At 67.0% G+C, this 19434-nt stretch carries 20 protein-coding genes; 10 read left to right on the top strand and 10 right to left on the bottom strand.

Annotation, left to right across the window (positions count from 1 at the left end):
• Positions 1-22: 22 nt before the first annotated feature.
• From M8R19_RS13605 to pilG, 5 genes are all read right to left on the bottom strand, one after another.
• Complete coding sequence (locus M8R19_RS13605; RefSeq protein ID WP_074986431.1) at positions 23-880, bottom strand: protein-glutamate O-methyltransferase; 858 nt, start codon at positions 878-880, stop codon at positions 23-25.
• 59 nt (positions 881-939) lie between these two features.
• A complete protein-coding gene (locus tag M8R19_RS13610; protein WP_249918052.1) occupies positions 940-2988 on the bottom strand; it encodes a methyl-accepting chemotaxis protein in 2049 nt (682 codons plus the stop codon).
• 83 nt (positions 2989-3071) lie between these two features.
• Positions 3072-3608: a chemotaxis protein CheW gene (locus M8R19_RS13615; protein ID WP_009615258.1), complete on the bottom strand. Its 537-nt coding sequence runs from the start codon at positions 3606-3608 to the stop codon at positions 3072-3074.
• 45 nt (positions 3609-3653) lie between these two features.
• Entirely contained in the window at positions 3654-4019 is a 366-nt protein-coding gene (pilH, locus tag M8R19_RS13620) for a twitching motility response regulator PilH (protein ID WP_009615257.1), read from the bottom strand.
• A gap of 44 nt (positions 4020-4063) precedes the next feature.
• On the bottom strand, positions 4064-4471 hold the full coding sequence (gene pilG, locus M8R19_RS13625) for a twitching motility response regulator PilG (RefSeq protein ID WP_009615249.1): 408 nt from the start codon (positions 4469-4471) through the stop codon (positions 4064-4066).
• A 247-nt stretch (positions 4472-4718) separates the two neighbouring features.
• Here pilG and gshB point away from each other — a divergent pair, with 247 nt between their 5' ends.
• The 7 genes from gshB (at position 4719) to M8R19_RS13660 (ending at position 10654) form a co-directional block, all read left to right on the top strand.
• Entirely contained in the window at positions 4719-5690 is a 972-nt protein-coding gene (gshB, locus tag M8R19_RS13630) for a glutathione synthase (protein ID WP_043317848.1), read from the top strand.
• Positions 5691-5774: 84 nt separating this feature from the next.
• Complete coding sequence (locus M8R19_RS13635) at positions 5775-6668, top strand: energy transducer TonB (RefSeq protein WP_009615247.1); 894 nt, start codon at positions 5775-5777, stop codon at positions 6666-6668.
• Positions 6669-6718: 50 nt separating this feature from the next.
• Positions 6719-7285 (top strand): YqgE/AlgH family protein, encoded by a 567-nt coding sequence (locus M8R19_RS13640; protein ID WP_074986427.1) that lies wholly within the window; start codon positions 6719-6721, stop codon positions 7283-7285.
• Entirely contained in the window at positions 7285-7713 is a 429-nt protein-coding gene (gene ruvX / locus M8R19_RS13645; protein ID WP_074986425.1) for a Holliday junction resolvase RuvX, read from the top strand. Before M8R19_RS13640 ends, ruvX begins: the two co-directional genes overlap by 1 nt.
• Positions 7714-7833: 120 nt before the next feature.
• Positions 7834-8343: a bifunctional pyr operon transcriptional regulator/uracil phosphoribosyltransferase PyrR gene (pyrR, locus tag M8R19_RS13650; protein WP_009615244.1), complete on the top strand. Its 510-nt coding sequence runs from the start codon at positions 7834-7836 to the stop codon at positions 8341-8343.
• Between the two features lie 38 nt (positions 8344-8381).
• Positions 8382-9386, top strand: a complete 1005-nt coding sequence (locus M8R19_RS13655) for an aspartate carbamoyltransferase catalytic subunit (protein ID WP_249918053.1) — start codon at positions 8382-8384, stop codon at positions 9384-9386.
• Positions 9383-10654: a dihydroorotase gene (locus M8R19_RS13660; protein WP_074986424.1), complete on the top strand. Its 1272-nt coding sequence runs from the start codon at positions 9383-9385 to the stop codon at positions 10652-10654. The genes M8R19_RS13655 and M8R19_RS13660 overlap by 4 nt, the downstream gene beginning before the upstream one ends.
• A gap of 367 nt (positions 10655-11021) precedes the next feature.
• Here M8R19_RS13660 and M8R19_RS13665 read toward each other — a convergent pair whose 3' ends face one another.
• From M8R19_RS13665 to pilT, 5 genes are all read right to left on the bottom strand, one after another.
• Complete coding sequence (locus M8R19_RS13665) at positions 11022-12194, bottom strand: cystathionine gamma-synthase (protein ID WP_249918054.1); 1173 nt, start codon at positions 12192-12194, stop codon at positions 11022-11024.
• Complete coding sequence (locus M8R19_RS13670; RefSeq protein WP_074986420.1) at positions 12191-13564, bottom strand: pyridoxal-phosphate dependent enzyme; 1374 nt, start codon at positions 13562-13564, stop codon at positions 12191-12193. The genes M8R19_RS13665 and M8R19_RS13670 overlap by 4 nt, the downstream gene beginning before the upstream one ends.
• 143 nt (positions 13565-13707) lie before the next feature.
• Positions 13708-14112: an NINE protein gene (locus M8R19_RS13675; RefSeq protein ID WP_074986418.1), complete on the bottom strand. Its 405-nt coding sequence runs from the start codon at positions 14110-14112 to the stop codon at positions 13708-13710.
• 769 nt (positions 14113-14881) lie between these two features.
• Positions 14882-16027 (bottom strand): type IV pilus ATPase PilU, encoded by a 1146-nt coding sequence (pilU, locus tag M8R19_RS13680; RefSeq protein ID WP_074977840.1) that lies wholly within the window; start codon positions 16025-16027, stop codon positions 14882-14884.
• 104 nt (positions 16028-16131) lie between these two features.
• Positions 16132-17166 (bottom strand): type IV pilus twitching motility protein PilT, encoded by a 1035-nt coding sequence (gene pilT / locus M8R19_RS13685; protein WP_009615237.1) that lies wholly within the window; start codon positions 17164-17166, stop codon positions 16132-16134.
• Positions 17167-17239: 73 nt separating this feature from the next.
• Between pilT and M8R19_RS13690 the strand changes: the two genes are divergently transcribed.
• From M8R19_RS13690 to M8R19_RS13700, 3 genes are read left to right on the top strand one after another with little or no spacing between them, the layout of a single operon-like run.
• A complete protein-coding gene (locus M8R19_RS13690; protein WP_249918055.1) occupies positions 17240-17929 on the top strand; it encodes a YggS family pyridoxal phosphate-dependent enzyme in 690 nt (229 codons plus the stop codon).
• Positions 17930-17945: 16 nt separating this feature from the next.
• Positions 17946-18764: a pyrroline-5-carboxylate reductase gene (gene proC, locus M8R19_RS13695; protein ID WP_074977844.1), complete on the top strand. Its 819-nt coding sequence runs from the start codon at positions 17946-17948 to the stop codon at positions 18762-18764.
• A gap of 10 nt (positions 18765-18774) precedes the next feature.
• On the top strand, positions 18775-19368 hold the full coding sequence (locus M8R19_RS13700) for a YggT family protein (protein WP_009615234.1): 594 nt from the start codon (positions 18775-18777) through the stop codon (positions 19366-19368).
• Positions 19369-19434: the final 66 nt, after the last annotated feature.

The raw sequence follows: 19434 nt of genomic DNA on the forward strand, positions 1-19434 counted from the left end.
CCACTCCACTCATGTGTCTGTGTCATCCCTTCCGGGTAAAGGCCAGAACCCGTTCGTCGGCCACCGGCACCAGGTCCGGGTGCTGCCATTCGGCAACCTCGCCAACGCCTATCACCAGCAGCCCACCCGGCGCCAGGCGCTCGGCCAGGCGGTTGAGGATGTCCCGGCGCCGCCAGCGGCGGAAGTAGATCAACAGGTTCTGACAGAAGATCACGTCCAGGCCGGACATGGGCGCCTGCCCCAGGTCCAGCACGTTCAATCGCGTACAGCACACCCGCTCGGCCAGCTCGGGTCGAACCCGGTAGCGGCCGTCGGCCTCTTCCCGGAAATAGCGTTGCCGCAGTTCGTCCTCGACATCCGCCAGCTTGCGCGCCGGGTACAGCGCCTCGCGGGCCTTGCCCAGGGCGCTGAGGCTGATATCGGTGCCGCTCACCCCGTACAGCGACGGCAGTTCCAGCTCGCGCAGCGCCTCGGCGACCACCATGGCCAGCGAGTACGGCTCCTCGCCGCTGGAACAGCCCACGCTCCACAGCGCCAGCGGCCGCCCCAGCGCCGGCAGGCGCTCGCGGACGTAGCCGGCGAGCAGCTCGAAGGACGGAAGGTGGCGGAAGAAACGGGTTTCCTGGACGGTCAGGCGGTCCAGCAGGTTCGACCACTCCACCGCGCCCCGCGGGCCGTCGGTGACCTGGCGGTAGTAGCTGGCGTAGTCGCCGATGCCCAGTTCGCGCATGCGCGCGCCCAGGCTGGTCTGCAGGAAGGTCCGGCGCTGTTCGTTGACTACAACGCCGGTGCGTTCTTCCAGCAGAGCCTGCCAGTCGCGGAACTCCGCCGCCGACATGTCGGCCAACGGCTGCAACGACCAGACGCCAGTTGCCTGCATGTCGCGCCTCTCGCTCAAGACTGTCGTGCGCGGTGCCCTTCAGCCCCGCGCACCTCCGCTCAGGCCTGTTCTGCCAGGTCCGGCAGTTTGAAGCCGGATACCGAGTTGCGCATCTCGCTCGCCATCTTCGCCAGGTTGCCGATGCTGCGCGCAGTGGCGGTGGTACCGGCGGAAGTCTGCGAGGTGATCTCCTGGATCACGTTCATGGTGTTGGAAATGTGGCCGGCGGACGACGCCTGCTGACGGGCGGCGTTGGAGATGTTCTGGATCAGCGCCGCCAGGGTCTTGGATACCTTCTCGATCTCTTCCAGGGCCACACCGGCATCCTGCGCCAGGCGGGCGCCGCGGACCACTTCGGAGGTGGTCTGCTCCATGGAGATCACCGCTTCGTTGGTGTCGGTCTGAATGGTCTTCACCAGCGCCTCGATCTGCTTGGTCGCGGCGGAGGAACGTTCCGCCAGGCGCTGTACCTCGTCCGCCACCACGGCGAAGCCGCGGCCCGCGTCACCGGCCATGGACGCCTGGATCGCGGCGTTCAGGGCGAGGATGTTGGTCTGGTCGGCGATGTCGTTGATCAGGCTGACGATGTCGCCGATCTCCTGGGACGACTCACCCAGGCGCTTGATCCGCTTGGAGGTGTCCTGGATCTGTTCGCGGATGTTGTCCATGCCGGTGATGGTGTTGTGCACCACCTCGTTGCCCTTGTTGGCGATGGCTACGGAACGTTCCGCCACCGCGGAGGATTCGCTGGCGTTCGCCGATACCTGGTCAATGGACACGGCCATTTCGTTGATCGCCGCGGAGGCGCCGGCGATTTCCTGGGCCTGGTGCTCGGAGGCCTCGGCCAGGTGCATCGCCGTGGCCTGGGTTTCCTGGGCGGCGGCGGCCACCTGCACGGCGGTGAGGTTGATGGTTTCCACCAGCTCGCGGAGCTGGTCGATGGAGTAGTTGATGGAGTCCGCGATGGCGCCGGTGAAGTCCTCGGTCACGGTCGCGGCCACGGTCAGGTCACCGTCGGCGAGGTCGGCGATCTCGTCGAGCAGCCGCAGGATCGCCGCCTGGTTGCGTTCGTTCTTCTCGGCGGTTTCGGCCAGCCGGCGGTTGGTCTCGCGCACCATCACCAGGCCGATGAGGATGATCGAGCCGAGGGCGAGGATGCCCAGCGCGACGCTCGCCACCTGGTTCAGGTGCCGGCCGCCGGCCAGGTTCTCGAAGCCGTCGGCCAGCTTGGAGGCCTTGTCCAGCAGGGTCTGCGAGCTGCTGAAGATGGTGTTGGCGGACTCGCGGACCTGGAACAGTTCCGGCGAGGTCTCGAGGATCTCGTCCACCGAGCCGGAAACGAACTCGAACAGCTCGGAAACCTCGTTGAGGCGATCCACCGCCTCGGCGTTGGTCACCTTGGAGATGCTCATCGCCGCGTTGCCTTCCTTCATGCCCTTGAGCACGCGGCCGAACAGGCTGGCGTCGCGGCCGAAGCTGTCGGCGGCCTGCACCGAGTTCTCGTCGCCGGCGAGCACCTTGTTCACCGAGCCGAGGATACGTTCGGCGAGCAGCGACTGGCGCTGAGCCACGGCGACCTGGTCGGCCGGCGCACCGCTTTCCAGAAGGATGTCCACCACTTCCTCGTAGGTCACCTGCAGCTGCGGGATGGTCTCGGCGAGGGTCGCGGCCACCTGGTGCAGCGAGAGCACGGTCTGCTCGCTGGCGAGGATGGAGTCGGTGTTCTTGCGCAGCAGGTCCCAGTCCTTCTGCACGTCGGCCATCGGCACCTGGACGTCGGCCGGGCTCGGCGGCAGGCCGGTGCTCTCGTCACCCTTGAGCAGCACGTTCCAGCGCTTCTCGAAGTCGTTGCGGGCGTCCTTCAGCGACTTGAACGCCTCGCTCTTGCCCGCCGCCGCTTCGGTGGCGTTCTTGGCGATCCGCTGCGACAGCACGCGCAGTTCGCCGGCGTGGCCGATGTACTGCTTGTCGTGGTTCGACTGGGTGTTGAGGTAGGCGAAGTTGGCGAACAGCAGCACGATCGAGACGATCAGGACGATGAACAGCCCTGCGATCAGTGAACTGCTGCGCGCCCCCGAAAAGAGATTGCCTGTCTTGATTTTCTTCATATACGGCCCCCGCCTGGACCCACCACGATTTCGGTTTCCATGTCACGACACGGGCCGGAAGTTCCCGACCCAACCGGTTTCAACTAGCTGGCGACGTCGAGGAAGCCCGGGTGCTGCGCCAGGGCATGCGGGCTGAATACCAGCCAGGGCTGCTCTCGATGGAATACGCCATGAACAAAGGGTTGCAGGGCCGCCTCCAGGGGCGGCAACTGCTCGCTGAAGGCATCCACCGGGAAGTGCTGCATGCCCAGGACCTCATCGACGATGAGCCCGGCGAACACCTCCCCGTGTTCTACCACCAGCACGCGGCGCTGCTTGCGCAACGGCGACAGCTCCGCGCCGAGAAATCCGCACAGGTCCATGATCGGCAGCAGCCGACCGCGGACGTTGGCCACGCCCCGGACCCACTCGCGCACGCCGGGCAACAGGGTGTAGCGCGGCTCGTGGAGCACTTCGCCGACCTCCCCCATGGGCGCCACGAACAGGCGGCCGGCCATGCGGAAGCCGATGCCGTTCCAGCTCTGCACGACCTCGCGCTGCGCCGGCAGGCCGGCAGCCAGGCGACGGCAGCGCTGATCGATCTCGACGAGAAGCTGGAAGGGACTCTGGACTTCAGACATGCCGGCCCTGGCCTTTTCTAATAGTTATTCGGGCCCCGCCCGGCGTCAGCCGGCGAGTACCGCATTGATGGTCTTGAGCAGCGTTTCTTCGTCGACCGGCTTGGTCAGGTAGTCGCGAGCGCCCTGGCGCTTGCCCCAGACCTTGTCGGTCTCCTGGTCCTTGGTGGTGACGATGATGACCGGGATGGCGCTGGTCTCCGGGTCCTTGGACAACTGCCGGGTGGCCTGGAAGCCGTTCAGCCCGGGCATGACGATGTCCATCAGGACCACGTCCGGCTTCTCCTGCCGGGCCAGGGCGACGCCGTCGGCGCCGTTCTCGGCCTTGAGCACCTGGTGCGAATGCTTCTCCAGCATCGCGGTCAGCTTGTACATCTCGGTCGGAGAGTCATCAACAATGAGGATTCGAGCCATGGGGTCCCCCAGGAAAAGGCATCACCGGCACGCAGGGCCGGACATCAGGAAGCTTGCTCCACCGGGGTGAAGTCGGGCACGTGGGTCTTGATGGCGCCGAGCAGCTCTTCCTTGCTGAAGGGCTTGGTGAGGTACTGGTCGGAGCCGACGATACGACCCTTGGCCTTGTCGAACAGGCCGTCCTTGGAGGACAGCATGATCACCGGGGTGGATTTGAAGGCGCTGTTGTTCTTGATCAGGGCGCAGGTCTGATAGCCGTCGAGCCGAGGCATCATGATGTCGACGAAGATGATGTTCGGATGGGTGTCGGCGATCTTCGCCAGCGCGTCGAAGCCATCGATGGCCGTGATGACATCGCAGCCGACTTTCTTGAGCAGGGTTTCGGCGGTACGACGGATCGTCTTGGAATCGTCGATGACCATCACCTTCAAACCATCGGAATGCTGTTCCATGTTCGCCCTTTTACCATCTCGGTGAATCGTTACTGTCTTATATTCAGTGCGCTGACGCCCTGCCACCGTTCGGGCTGCGACCCAATCGTCGGAGTCTTTTAGCACACTCTCCCGCATCCATCCATAACACCCCGGATGCGCTGGCTTTTTCCTTGACCGGGCACATATCCGGCGCCACCCTGAGCATCCTTTTCCGCCCTTTTCGGCGCGGTTCGTCGCCGCACCACCCCCTTTCGGAGGACTCCCCATGAGCGTACGCCTGGGCATCGTGATGGACCCCATCGCGAGCATCAACTTCAAGAAGGACAGCTCCCTGGCGATGCTGCTGGCGGCCCAGGCCCGTGGCTGGACGCTGTTCTACATGGAACAACAGGATCTTTACCAGAAAGCGAACGCCGCACGGGCCAAGATCCGCCCCCTGAAGGTCTTCGACGACGCCGAGCGCTGGTACGAGCTGGACCAGGAGATCGACCTGCCGCTCGCCGAGCTGGACGTGATCCTGATGCGCAAGGACCCGCCCTTCAACAACGAGTACATCTATTCCACCTACCTGCTGGAACAGGCCGAGCGCGCCGGCACCCTGGTGGTGAACCGCCCGCAGAGCCTGCGCGACTGCAACGAGAAGTTCTTCGCCACGCTGTTCCCGCAGTGCACGCCGCCGACACTGGTCACACGGCGCGCCGACATTCTGCGCGAGTTCGCCGCCGAACATCGTGACATCATTCTCAAACCCCTCGAAGGCATGGGCGGCACCATGATCTTCCGCCACCGCGAGGGCGACCCGAACCTCTCGGTGATCCTCGAGACCCTGACCCTGCACGGCCACCAGCAGATCATGGCACAGCGCTACATCCCGGAGATCAAGGACGGCGACAAGCGCATCCTGATGATCGACGGCGAGCCGGTGGAATACTGCCTGGCGCGCATCCCGGCCCAGGGCGAGACGCGCGGCAACCTCGCCGCCGGCGGCCGCGGCGTGGCCCAGCCGCTGACCGAGCGCGACCGCTGGATCGCCCAGCAGGTCGGCCCGCAGTTGCGCGAGCGCGGCCTGCTGTTCGTCGGCCTGGACGTGATCGGCGACTACCTCACCGAGATCAACGTCACCAGCCCGACCTGCATCCGCGAGATCGACAAGGCCTACGACACCCGCATCGGCGAGCGCCTGATGGACGCCATCGAGGGCAAGCTCAAGGCCCGCGCGGCGGCGGCGCAAGTTTGACGCAGCCGACAACTTGACGCTTGCCGCTTGCAGGCGGCGGCCGGGGAAAGCAGACTTCGCCCACCCCGGCCAACCCTATATGCAATGAACGCTGCAACCTCCCCCCAAGCCTTCCCGTCCTCCGGCGTCCGCCCGGCGGACCGCCTGGGCTTCACCCTGTTCGTGGCGGCGGTGCTGCATGTGGCGCTGATCCTCGGCGTGGGCTTCTCCATGCCCCACCCGAGCCAGCTGAGCAAGACGCTGGAAATCACCCTGGCCACCTTCAAGAGCGAGAAGAAGCCGGAGAAGGCCGACTACCTGGCGCAGATGAACCAGGAAGGCAGCGGCACCCTCGAGCACAAGGCCATCCCCAAGACCACCGAGCAGGCGCCGTTCCAGGACAGCGAGGCGAAGAAGGTCGCCCCGCCGCCGACGCCGAAGCAGGCCAAGGAGGCGGAATCGCCGAAGACCGCCGTGGCCACCAAGGCGCCGAAGCCGCAGAAGGTCCAGGCCAAGCCGCAGAAGCCCAAGGCCGAGCAGGTCGCCCAGCCGGCGCCGCAGTTCGACTCCAGCCAGCTGTCGGCGGAAATCTCCAGCCTCGAGGCGGACCTGGCCAAGGAGCGCCAGGCCTACGCCAAGCGCCCGCGCATCCACCGCCTGACCGCCGCCTCGACCATGCGCGACAAAGGCGCCTGGTACAAGGAGGAGTGGCGCAAGAAGATCGAGCGCATCGGCAACCTCAACTACCCCGACGAGGCCCGCCGCCAGCGCATCTACGGCAGCCTGCGGCTGCTGGTGTCGATCAACCGCGACGGCTCGCTGTACGAGGTGCAGGTGCTGGAATCCTCCGGGCAGCCTCTGCTCGACCAGGCCGCCCAGCGCATCGTCCGCCTGGCCGCGCCCTTCGCCCCGTTCAGCGGCGACCTGGCGGACATCGACCGCCTGGAAATCATCCGCACCTGGCGCTTCGAGCGCGGCGACCGCCTGTCGAGTCGATAGCCCCTTCCGGGCGGCTTGCAGGCCGCGCGCCCAAGCCTGAAACTAGCGCCATGAACACAGCGCCCACCTACCTCAAGCACCATTTCCTGATCGCCATGCCGCACATGGCCGATCCCAATTTCGCCCAGACCCTGACCTACCTGGTCGAGCACAACGAGCAGGGCGCCATGGGCCTGGTGATCAACCGCCCCAGCGGCCTGAACCTCAGCGACGTGCTCGAGCAACTGCGCCCCGAGCCCCTGCCGCCGGCGCGCTGCCAGGGCATCACCGTCTACAGCGGCGGCCCGGTGCAGACCGACCGCGGCTTCGTCCTGCACCCGGCCGGGCAACTGTTCCAGGCCACCCTGGAGCTGGGCGAGCTGAACCTCTCCACCTCCCAGGACGTGCTCTTCGCCATCGCCGACGGCAGCGGCCCCGCGCAGAGCGTCATCGCCCTCGGCTACGCCGGCTGGGAAGCCGGCCAGCTGGAAGCCGAGCTGGCCGACAACGCCTGGCTGACCTGCCCGGCCGACCTGGAGGTGCTCTTCGACGTGCCCGCCGAGCAGCGCCTGGCCGCCGCCGCGCAGCGCCTGGGGATCAATCTCAGCCTGCTCACCGCCCAGGCCGGGCACGCCTGATGGCCGCGCCGCGCCTGCTGCTGGGCTTCGACTACGGCACCAAGCAGATCGGCGTCGCCGTCGGCCAGGCGGTCACCGGCCAGGCCCGCGAACTCTGCGTGCTCAAGGCGCAGAACGGCGTGCCGGACTGGAACCGCGTCGAGGCGCTGATCAAGGAATGGCAGCCGGACGCCATCGTCGTCGGCCTGCCGCTGAACATGGACGGCACGCCCAGCGAGATGAGCGAGCGCGCCGAGAAGTTCGCCCGCCGCCTGCACGGCCGCTACAACCTGCCGGTGCACACCCACGACGAGCGCCTGACCACCTACGCCGCCAAGGGCGAGCGCCTGGCCCAGGGCCAGCGCGACGGCTACCGCGAACGCCCGGTGGACGCCCTGGCCGCGGCCCTGCTGCTCGAGGGCTGGCTGGAGGCCCACGGCGGCGCTTGACCTGCGGCAGTGCCGGCCGCGGCACACGCGCTAATCTTGAGCGGGTACCCGCCGCACACGGGCGCCCGAGGAATCCACGGCGGCCCAGCCTGGACCGCCACGAGTCATCCAGGAGATGTCATGAACCTGCCCAGTCCCGCCGAACTCCTGCCGCGCATGGCCACCGACCTGCGCAACCACCTCGCCGAGCGCGGCATAGACACGCCGCGCTTCGTCGGCATCCACACCGGCGGCATCTGGGTCGCCCAGGCCCTGCTCAAGGAACTGCACAGCGAGGAGATTCTCGGCATCCTCGACGTCTCCTTCTACCGCGACGACTTCACCCGCAGCGGCCTGCACCCGCAGGTCCGTCCGTCGGAACTGCCGTTCGAGATCGACGGCCAGCACCTGGTCCTGGTCGACGACGTGCTGATGAGCGGCCGCACCATCCGTGCCGCGCTCAATGAGCTGTTCGACTACGGCCGCCCGGCCAGCGTGACCCTGGTCTGCCTGCTGGACCTGAACGCCCGGGAACTGCCGATCCGTCCCGACGTGGTCGGTCAGACCCTGTCGCTGGCCCCCAATGAAAGGGTAAAATTGCGCGGTCCCGCACCACTCGTCCTCGAGCGCACCCTTATCAGCGCGCTCTGAACGCGCGCGCCACCTCTCCACATTTCAGGGCCTGCCCCATGCCGACAGACGCCAAGCGCCCGCTGCAGCTCAACGACCAGGGCCAGCTGCGCCACTTCCTCTCGCTCGACGGATTGCCCCGCGAGCTGCTGACCGAAATCCTCGACACCGCCGACTCCTTCCTCGAAGTCGGCGCGCGCGCGGTGAAGAAGGTCCCGCTGCTGCGCGGCAAGACCGTGTGCAACGTGTTCTTCGAGAACTCCACGCGCACCCGCACCACCTTCGAACTGGCCGCCCAGCGCCTGTCCGCCGACGTCATCACGCTGAACGTGTCGACCTCCTCGACCAGCAAGGGCGAGACCCTCACCGACACCCTGCGCAACCTCGAGGCCATGGCCGCCGACATGTTCGTCGTGCGCCACAGCGACTCGGGCGCGGCGCACTTCATCGCCGAGCACGTCAGCCCCAGGGTGGCTGTGATCAACGGCGGTGACGGCCGCCACGGGCACCCGACCCAGGGCATGCTCGACATGCTCACCATCCGCCGCCACAAGGGCAGCTTCGAGAACCTCTCGGTGGCCATCGTCGGCGACGTCCTGCACTCGCGGGTGGCGCGCTCGAACATGCTGGCGCTGAAGATCCTCGGCTGCCCGGACATCCGCGTCATCGCCCCGCGCACCCTGCTGCCGATCGGCCTGGAGGAGGTCTACGGGGTGAAGGTGTTCACCGACGCCAACGAAGGCCTCAAGGACGTCGACGTGGTCATCATGCTGCGCCTGCAGCGCGAGCGCATGCAGGGCGGCCTGCTGCCCAGCGAAGGCGAGTTCTTCAAGCTCTACGGCCTGACCCAGAAGCGCCTGAGGCTGGCCAAGCCCGATGCCATCGTCATGCACCCGGGGCCGATCAACCGCGGCGTGGAGATCGAATCCGCGGTGGCCGACGGCGAGCAGTCGGTGATCCTCAACCAGGTGACCTACGGGATCGCCATCCGCATGGCCGTGCTGTCCATGGCCATGAGCGGGCAGAACGCCCAACGCCAGCTGGAACAGGAGGACGCGCAATGACCGTCAGCATTCACGGCGCCCGCGTCATCGACCCGGCCAGCGGCCTTGATCAGGTCTGCGACGTCCATATAGAAGCCGGCAGGATCATCGCCCTGGGCCAGGCCCCGGCCGATTTCCACGCCGCCCAGGAGCTGGACGCCGCCGGCCTGATCGCCGCGCCCGGCCTGGTGGACCTGAACGTGGCCCTGCGTGAGCCGGGCTACAGCCGCAAGGGCAACATCGAGAGCGAAACCCGCGCCGCCAGCGCCGGCGGCGTCACCAGCCTGTGCTGCCCGCCGCAGACCAAGCCGGTGCTGGACACCCCGGCGGTGGCCGAACTGATCCTCGACCGCGCCCGCGAGGCCGGCAATGCCAAGGTCTTCCCCATAGGCGCGCTGACCCGCGGCCTGGCCGGCGAGCAGCTGTCCGAACTGGCCGCCCTGCGCGACGCTGGCTGCGTGGCCTTCAGCAACGGCCTGGCGCCGCTGGCCAGCAACCGCGTGCTGCTGCGCTCTCTGGAGTACGCGGCAACCTTCGACCTGACGGTGATCTTCACCTCCCAGGATGCCGAACTGGCCCAGGGCGGCCTGGCCCACGACGGCCCCACCGCCAGCTTCCGCGGCCTGGCCGGCATCCCCGAGAGCGCCGAGACCGTGGCCCTGGCCCGCAACCTGCTGCTGGTGGAGCAGAGCGGCGTGCGCGCGCACTTCAGCCAGCTGACCAGCGCCCGCGGCGTGGAGATGATCGCCCAGGCCCAGGCCCGCGGCCTGCCGGTGACCGCCGACGTGGCGCTGTACCAGCTGATCCTCACCGACGAGGCCCTGGCCGACTTCTCCAGCCTCTACCACGTGCAACCGCCGCTGCGCTCGCGCAAGGATCGCGACGCCCTGCGCGAGGCGGTGAAGAGCGGCGTGATACAAGCCATCGCCAGTCACCATCAGCCCCACGAGGCGGACGCCAAGAACGCCCCCTTCGCCGACACCGAGCCGGGCATCAGCAGCGTCGAACTGCTGCTGCCGCTGGGCATGACTCTGGTGCAGGACGGCCTGCTCGACCTGCCGACCCTGCTGGCGCGCCTGACCAGCGGCCCGGCCGCCGCGCTGCGCCTGCCGGCCGGCCGCATAGCCGTGGGCGAGGCGGCAGACCTGGTGCTGTTCGAAGCCGAGGGCCAGACCCTGGCCGGCGAGACCTGGTACTCCCGCGGACAGAACAGCCCGTTCATGGGCCACTGCCTGCCGGGCGCGGTGCGCTGTACGCTGGTGGATGGGCATATCGTGCATGCCATCTGAGTTGCCCAGGCATGAAGAAGAAGCCCGCCATCCGGCGGGCTTTTTCTTTTCCTGTAGGAGCGAGCTTGCTCGCGAAGGGTGCTTGCCGGGAGCTTTCGGTACTGGGCTATAGAGCGCCCTCTCCCTAACCCTCTCCCTGAAGGGAGAGGGGACCGTTGGGCAGAGTTGGATGTGCTGCAGTTAGCCGGCTGTCTCGGCGGTTTCCAGTTGAAACCATTCCTCCTCTCGGCACGGACAAGCCCCCTCTCCCTTCAGGGCGGGGCGCGCAGCCGAGGGCTGGGGAGAGGGAACGGAGGTGACCTCATGCACAGCATCGCCGAGAGGCACCGTTCGCGAGCAAGCTCGCTCCTACGAAAAGCGTCGGCCTCTAGATCTTCGCCAACGCCTGCGCCAAATCCGCACGCAGATCCTCGACATCCTCCACCCCCACCGACAACCGCACCAGCGCATCGCCTATCCCCAGCTCGGCCCGGGTAGCCGGCGGAATGGTGGCGTGGGTCATGATCGCCGGATGCTCGATCAGGCTCTCCACCCCGCCCAGGCTCTCGGCCAGGGCGAAGATGCGCACGTTCTCCAGGAAGCGTTTCGAGCCGGCCAGGTCAGTAGCCAGGTCCATGGAGATCATCCCGCCGAAACCGTTCATCTGCCGCCTAGCCAGCTCGTGCTGCGGGTGCGAGGGCAGGCCCGGGTAGTGCACCCGCGCCACCTGTGGCTGGCGTTCCAGCCACTGGGCCAGCTCCAGGGCGTTGGCGCAGTGCCGTTCCATGCGCAGGGCCAGGGTTTTCACTCCGCGCAGGGTGAGAAAGGCGTCGAAGGGGCCGGCGATGGCGCCCACGGCGTTCTGCAGGAAGCCCAGACGCTCGGCCAGCTCCGGGTTGTCGCCGACCACGGCGATGCCGCCGATGACGTCGGAGTGGCCGTTCAGGTATTTGGTCGTCGAGTGCACCACCACGTCGAAGCCCAGTTCCAGCGGGCGCTGGATTCGCGGGCTGGCGAAGGTGTTGTCGGCCACGCAGAGGATGCCGCGGCTGCGGCACAGGCGGGCGATGGCCTCCAGGTCGGCCAGGCGCAGCAGCGGGTTGCTCGGCGTCTCGATCCACACCATGCGCGTCTCGGGGCGCAGTGCGGCTTCGATGGCGCCGATGTCGGTGAGGTCGACGAAGCTGAATTCGTGCCCGGCGCTGCGCCGGCGCACGCGCTCGAACAGGCGGAAGGTGCCGCCGTAGATATCGTTGCCGGACACGATGTGCGAGCCGGCATCGAGCAATTCCAGGGTCGCCGAGATGGCCGCCAGCCCAGAGGCGAAGGCGAACGCCTTGCTGCCGCCCTCCAGGTCCGCCACGCAGCGCTCCAGGGCCCAGCGCGTGGGGTTGTGCGAGCGCCCGTAGTCCAGGCCCTTGTGCACCCCGGGGCTGTCCTGCAGGTAGGTGGAGTTGGCGTAGATCGGCGGCATCAGCGCGCCGGTGGAAGGGTCGGGCGCCTGGCCGGCGTGGATGACCCGCGTGGCGAAACCGCGGGGCGCTTGGGAATCCTGGCTCATGGGAGCGTTCTCCGGAGGTGGTTGAGCAAGTCGAAACGGGTGATCAGGCCATGGAAGCCCGAGGCGTCGGCGATGATGGCAACCAGGCCGCGGTCCAGCTCGGCCTGCAGTTCGGCCAGGCTGGCGTCCGGGGCCAGGGTTTCCAGGCGGGTGGTCATGGCGCTGGCCACCGGCTGGCGAAAATGGCTGGCGTCGGTGTGCACGCCCAGCAGGATATCGGATTCGTCGATGACCCCGACCAGCCTGCCGTTGGCCAGCACCGGCAGTTGCGAGACGTCGGCCAGGCGCATGCGCTGGAAGGCGGTGAGCAGGGTGTCGTCCGGCCCCACGCTGATCACCCGGCCCTCCTCGAAGCGCCGCGCGATGATGTCGCGCAGGTCGCCGTAGCGCTTGCGTTGCAGCAACCCCTGGTCGGTCATCCACTGGTCGTTGTAGACCTTGGACAGGTAGCGCGTGCCGGTATCGCAGACGAAGCTGAGCACGCGCTTGGGCTGCGTCTGCTCGCGGCAGTAGCGCAAGGCGGCGGCCAGCAGGGTGCCGGTGGAGGAACCGCCGGGAATGCCCTCGGCGCGCAGCAGTTCGCGGGCGTGGGCGAAGCTTTCCTCGTCGCTGATGGAATAGGCGTGGCGCACGCTGGAGAGGTCGGCGATGGAGGGAATGAAGTCCTCGCCTATGCCTTCCACCGCCCAGGAACCGACCTCGCCCAGGGTGCCGTCGCGCACGTAGCCGGCCATCACCGAGCCCACCGGGTCGGCCAGGACCATCTCCAGGTTCGGCTGCACCTGGCGGAAGAAGCGCGTCAGCCCGGTGAGGGTGCCGGCGGAACCGACGCCAACGACGATGGCGTCCAGGTCATGGCCGGTCTGCTGCCAGATTTCCGGGGCGGTGCTGGTTTCGTGGGCCAGGGGGTTGGCCGGGTTGTTGAACTGGTCGGCGAAGAAGGCCCCGGGGATTTCCGCGGCCAGGCGCGCGGCCACGTCCTGGTAGTACTCCGGGTGGCCCTTGCCGACGTCGGAGCGGGTGATGTGCACCTCGGCGCCCATGGCCTTGAGGTGCAGGACCTTCTCGCTGGACATCTTGTCCGGCACCACCAGCACTACCCGGTAGCCTTTGGCGCGGCCCACCAGGGCCAGGCCCAGGCCGGTGTTGCCGGCGGTGGCCTCGACTATGGTCCCGCCGGGCTGCAGGCGGCCGTCGCGCTCGGCGGTCTCGATCATGGCCACGCCGATGCGGTCCTTGATCGAGCCGCCGGGGTTCTGCGATTCCAGCTTGAGGAACAGGGTGCAGGGGCCGGTATCGAAGCGGCTGACCTGCACCAGCGGCGTGTTGCCGATCAGGTCGAGTACGGCAGGACGAAGTTCGTTGCTCATGGCATCCACTCCTTGTCGGCGCCGCGGGGATCGCCCGGCGGCGCGCCTTTATGGTCTTCCTGACCATAGGCCGGCGACGCGCCCGTCGCCATGCCGGCTGACGAAAAAGCCCGCCGGAAGGCGGGCTTTCTGGCAAGGAACGCTTACAGCCGCTGCGGGCCGTTGCGCTCGGAGACCTGGGCGTTGAGCGTCCAGAAGTCGTAGAGCACGCCGATGAAGAACAGGCCGCCGGTGAACAGGTAGAGGATGCCGGTCAGCCACTTGCCCATGTACATGCGGTGCACGCCGAACACGCCGAGGAAGGTCAGCAGTATCCAGGCCACGTTGTAGTCCAGGGCGCCGCTGCGGTAGCGCAGGTCGGCCTCGTCATCCATCGAGGGGATCAGGAACAGGTCGATGATCCAGCCGATGAAGAACAGCCCGAGGGTGAAGAACCAGATGGTCCCGCTCACCGGCTTGCCATAGTAGAAGCGGTGCGAACCGGTGAAGCCGAAGATCCACAGCAGGTAGCCGATGACCTTGCTGTGGGTGTCGGGGGTATTGGGCATGGAGCGCTCCTTGGCGGGGATTCCTGGATTCGACCGACGCGGTCGCGGCGGGTTTGCCACCACTGTAAGAAAAGTTGTGGGGAATACAAAGCCGCGGGCGGCAAAAGCCCATCTGAGAACGTAATACTGTTCATTCAAGCGATGCGGTGGGTCGGCGAAGGTGCCCAGGGCTGGCTCCGCACCCTCACCCCAGCCCTCTCCCAGAGGGAGAGGGGGCCGTTCAGAGTGGGAGGGGAGTTTGGAGTCATCCTGAAACTCCTCACCCACCCCCGTCATTCCCGCGAACGCGGGAACCCAGTGAATGCGGGGTTCGCGAGCAAGCTCGCTCCTACGAAAAGCAAAAGCGGCTTTGGGATTTCCAGAGAAACATCCGCGCACTCCGAAACGCCCCTTCAGAAGGCCGAGCGAAACCCGCGCTCAGGAGGTCATGCGACATGGATGTCGCGAGAGCCCCGCGGGCTACAGGGACGTACCCTCGGGGCGGGCCTCCGTGGCGGGGGAGTTCGTGAGGGTAGCCCGGCTCCATCGGGCCCGTATGTTGGGGCAAGCCTTTTTGGTTCCTTTTGTGGCGTTTGACAAAAGGGACTCGCCCGAGGGGGCGAAACAAAAAATCTCCGCAGACTCGGAGCGGCGCGCTACACCGAACCCAACCCAAAAGTCTCTGGGTTCCCGCGTTCGCGGGAATGACGGAGGTGGGAGGACAGTGCCTGGCCTACAAGCTGCTCAGAACAGCCCCCTCGCCCTCCGGGAGAAAGCTAGGGGGAGCGGCTCAGCGGAAACGACGGTTCGGATCGTCGTCACTCAGCTCCAGGGTCAACCCCTGAGTCATGCTCGACAGATGATCAGCATCGGTCTCCGACCCAAGCTTGATCATCAACCGCAGATCGTTGGCCGAATCAGCATAGGCCAGCGCATCCTCATAGGTGATCTCCCCCTGGGAATAGAGCTGATACAGCGCCTGATCGAAGGTCTGCATACCCTGCTCGGTGGAACGCTTCATCAACGGCTTCAGCTCATGCACCTCACCCTTGCGGATCAGGTCAGCGGCCAGCGGGGTATTCAACAGCACCTCGATCACCGCGCGGCGGCCCTTGCCATCCGGGGTCGGCACCAGCTGCTGGGCGACGATGGCCTTGAGGTTCAGCGACAGGTCCATCCAGATCTGCTGGTGCCGGTCGGCCGGGAAGAAGTGGATGATCCGCTCCAGCGCCTGGTTGGCGTTGTTGGCGTGCAGGGTGGCCAGGCACAGGTGGCCGGTCTCGGCGAAGGCCACGGCGTGCTCCATGGTCTCGCGCGAGCGCACCTCGCCGATCATGATCACGTCCGGCGCCTGGCGCAGGGTGTTCTTCAGCGCCACCTCGAAGGTGTCGGTGTCCAGCCCCACCTCGCGCTGGGTGACGATGCAGCCCTGGTGCTGGTGGATGTACTCGATCGGGTCCTCGATGGAGATGATGTGCCCGGTGGAGTTCTTGTTGCGGTAGCCGATCATCGCCGCCAGCGAAGTAGACTTGCCGGTGCCGGTGGCGCCGACGAAGATCACCAGCCCGCGCTTGGTCATGGCCAGTTTCTTGAGGATCTCCGGCAGCTTGAGGTCCTCGATGGTCGGGATGTTGGTCTCGATGCGGCGCAGCACCATGCCCACCAGGTTGCGCTGGTAGAAGGCGCTGACGCGGAAACGGCCGATGCCGCGGGCGCTGATGGCGAAGTTGCACTCGTGGTGCTCGGCGAAGTCGCGGCGCTGCTGCTCGTTCATCACCGCCAGCACCGTCTCGCGGGTCTGCTCGGGCGACAGCGGGGTCTTGGTCACCGGCAGCACCTTGCCGTTGACCTTCATCGACGGGGGCACGCCGGCGGTGACGAAGAGGTCCGAGGCACCCTTCTCCACCATCAGCCGCAGAAGCTTCTCGAATTCCATGATCGATCCAACCTGATTCGTTCACGCACTGTGCGATTCGACTGTCATCCAGGCCGCCCGTGCGTGTGCCGCGCCGCCTGGCCGGGCACCAGGCCCGGGGAGAATCAGAAGTTTTCCGGGATCTTCGCCTTTTCCTTCGCCGCGTCGCGGGTCACCAGGCCCTTGGCGACCAGGCCCTTGAGGCACATGTCGAGGGTCTGCATGCCCAGCGCGCCGCCGGTCTGGATGGCCGAGTACATCTGCGCCACCTTGTCCTCGCGGATCAGGTTGCGGATCGCCGGGGTGCCGATCATGATCTCGTGGGCCGCCACCCGGCCGCCGCCGATCTTCTTCAGCAGCGTCTGCGAGATCACCGCCTGCAGCGATTCGGAGAGCATGGAACGGACCATGGCCTTCTCCTCGGCGGGGAACACGTCGACGATACGGTCGATGGTCTTGGCCGCGGAGGTGGTGTGCAGGGTGCCGAACACCAAGTGGCCGGTTTCCGCGGCGGTCAGCGCCAGGCGGATGGTCTCCAGGTCGCGCATCTCGCCGACCAGGATGATGTCCGGGTCCTCACGCAGGGCCGAGCGCAGCGCCTCGTTGAAGCCGAGGGTGTCGCGGTGCACCTCGCGCTGGTTGACCAGGCACTTCTTCGATTCGTGGACGAACTCGATCGGGTCCTCGACGGTGAGGATGTGGCTGTACTTGGTGTTGTTCAGGTAGTCGAGCATCGCCGCGAGCGAGGTGGACTTGCCCGAACCGGTCGGCCCGGTCACCAGCACCAGCCCGCGCGGCACGTCGGAAACCCGCTTGAACACTTCGCCCATGCCCAGGTCCTCCATGGTCAGCACCTTGGAGGGAATGGTCCGGAACACGGCGCCGGCGCCGCGGTTCTGGTTGAAGGCGTTGACGCGGAAACGCGCCACACCCGGCACTTCGAAGGAGAAGTCGGTTTCCAGGAATTCCTCGAAATCCTTGCGCTGCTTGTCGTTCATGATGTCGTAGATCAGCGCGTGCACCTGCTTGTGCTCCAGCGGCGGCAGGTTGATGCGGCGCACGTCGCCGTCGACGCGGATCATCGGCGGCAGGCCGGCCGAGAGGTGCAGGTCCGAAGCGCCTTGCTTGGCGCTGAAGGCGAGCAACTCGGTAATATCCATGGGACTCCCCAATCCAATGCAAGCAGGTAGAATGCCGCTGAACTTGCAGCAGCCGGGCCTCAGAGCGCAGGTAATGTCCACGATAGCAGAGAATATTGCAAAGGTTCGCGAGCGTATCCGTGAGGCGGAGCAAGCTTGCGGGCGGGCTTCGGGCAGCGTTGCGCTGCTGGCGGTGAGCAAGACCAAGCCCGCCGCCGACATCCGCGAAGCCCATGCCGCCGGCCTCGACGATTTCGGCGAGAACTACCTGCAGGAAGCCCTCGGCAAGCAGGTGGAACTGGCCGACCTGGCGCTCACCTGGCATTTCATCGGCCCCATCCAGTCGAACAAGACGCGGCCCATCGCCGAGCACTTCCACTGGGTGCACTCGGTGGACCGCCTGAAGGTCGCCGAGCGCCTGTCCGCACAGCGCCCGGCGCACCTGCCGCCGCTCAACGTCTGCCTGCAGGTGAACGTCAGCGGCGAGGCCAGCAAGTCCGGCTGCGCCCCCGAGGAGCTGCCGGCCCTGGCCCGCGCCGTGGCCGCCCTGCCCAACCTGAAGCTGCGCGGGCTGATGGCCATCCCCGAGCCCACCGAGGACGTCGCCGCCCAGCGCGCCGCCTTCGCCCGCCTGCGGGAACTCCTGACTGCCCTGAACCTCGGCCTGGACACCCTGTCCATGGGCATGAGCCACGACCTCGAAGCCGCCATCGCCGAAGGCGCCACCTGGGTGCGCATCGGCACCGCGCTGTTCGGCGCGCGCGACTACGGTCCCCATTCTTGATCAAGGAACACAACCCATGAGCAGCACCCGCATCGCTTTCATCGGCGCCGGCAACATGGCCGCCAGCCTGATCGGTGGCCTGCGCGCCCAGGGCGTGCCCGCCAGCCACATCCGCGCCAGCGACCCGGGCGCCGAACAGCGCGCGAAGATCGCCGCCGAGCACGGCATCGAGGTGTTCGAGGACAACGCCAGCGCCATCGCCGGCGCCGACGTGGTGGTCCTGGCGGTCAAGCCGCAGGTCATGAAGCAGGTCTGCGAGCCCCTGGCCGCGCTGCTCGAACCGGGCCAGCTGATCGTCTCCATCGCCGCCGGCATTCCCTGCGCCAGCCTGTCGCGCTGGCTGGGCACCGAGCTGCTGGTACGCTGCATGCCCAACACCCCGGCGCTGCTGGGCGAAGGCGCCAGCGGCCTGTACGCCACCGCCCAGGTCAGCCCGGCCCAGCGCCAGCAGGCCGAACAGCTGCTGGGCGCCGTGGGCATCGCCCTGTGGCTGGACGGAGAGAAGCAGATCGACGCCGTCACCGCCGTCTCCGGCAGCGGCCCGGCCTACTTCTTCCTGCTGATGGAAGCCATGACCGCCGCCGGCGAGAAGCTCGGCCTGAGCCCCGAGGTCGCCGCCCGCCTGACCCTGCAGACCGCCCTGGGCGCCGCGCGCATGGCGGTGGCCAGCGACGTCGGCCCGGCCGAACTGCGCCGCCGCGTGACATCGCCCAAGGGCACCACCGAAGCCGCCATCACCTCCTTCCAGGCGAATGGATTCGAAGCACTGGTCGAGCGCGCCCTGGCCGCCGCCGACCACCGTTCCGCCGAACTGGCCGAACAACTGGGGCAATGAGGAGCCTTACATGACCGGACTTTCCACCGCTGCCATCTATGTCATCCAGACACTCGGCAGCCTCTACCTGCTGATCGTCCTGCTGCGCTTCATCCTGCAGCTGGTGCGCGCCGACTTCTACAACCCGCTGAGCCAGTTCATCGTGCGCGCCACCAAGCCGCTGCTGAACCCGCTGCGCCGGGTGATCCCCGGCTTCGGCGGCATCGACCTGGCGTCGCTGGTGCTGGCCATCCTGGTCCAGCTGGTGCTGATGATCGTCACCCTGACGCTGATGGGCTACGGCGTCGGCGGCTACGTCCTGCAACTGCTGGTGTGGTCGGTGATCGCGGTGACCTCGCTGTTCCTCAAGGTGTTCTTCTTCGCCCTGATCATCAGCGTGATCCTCTCCTGGGTCGCCCCGGGCAGCTACAACCCCGGCGCGCAGCTGGTGAACCAGATCTGCGAGCCGCTGCTGGCGCCCTTCCGCAAGCTGCTGCCGAACCTCGGCGGGCTGGACATCTCGCCGATCTTCGCCTTCATCGCACTGAAGCTGCTCGACATGCTGGTAATAGGCAACCTGGCAGCCATGACCGGCATGCCGCAAATCCTGAGCCCGTTCATGTAAACAGGGAGCGGCTGCGCGTCGGCGATACAGCGTTGGAAACAGCCGGTGATTGCTCATTTACAGAAC

It is taken from the genome of Pseudomonas sp. R3.Fl (assembly GCF_023516765.1).
Taxonomy (GTDB): domain Bacteria; phylum Pseudomonadota; class Gammaproteobacteria; order Pseudomonadales; family Pseudomonadaceae; genus Pseudomonas; species Pseudomonas citronellolis.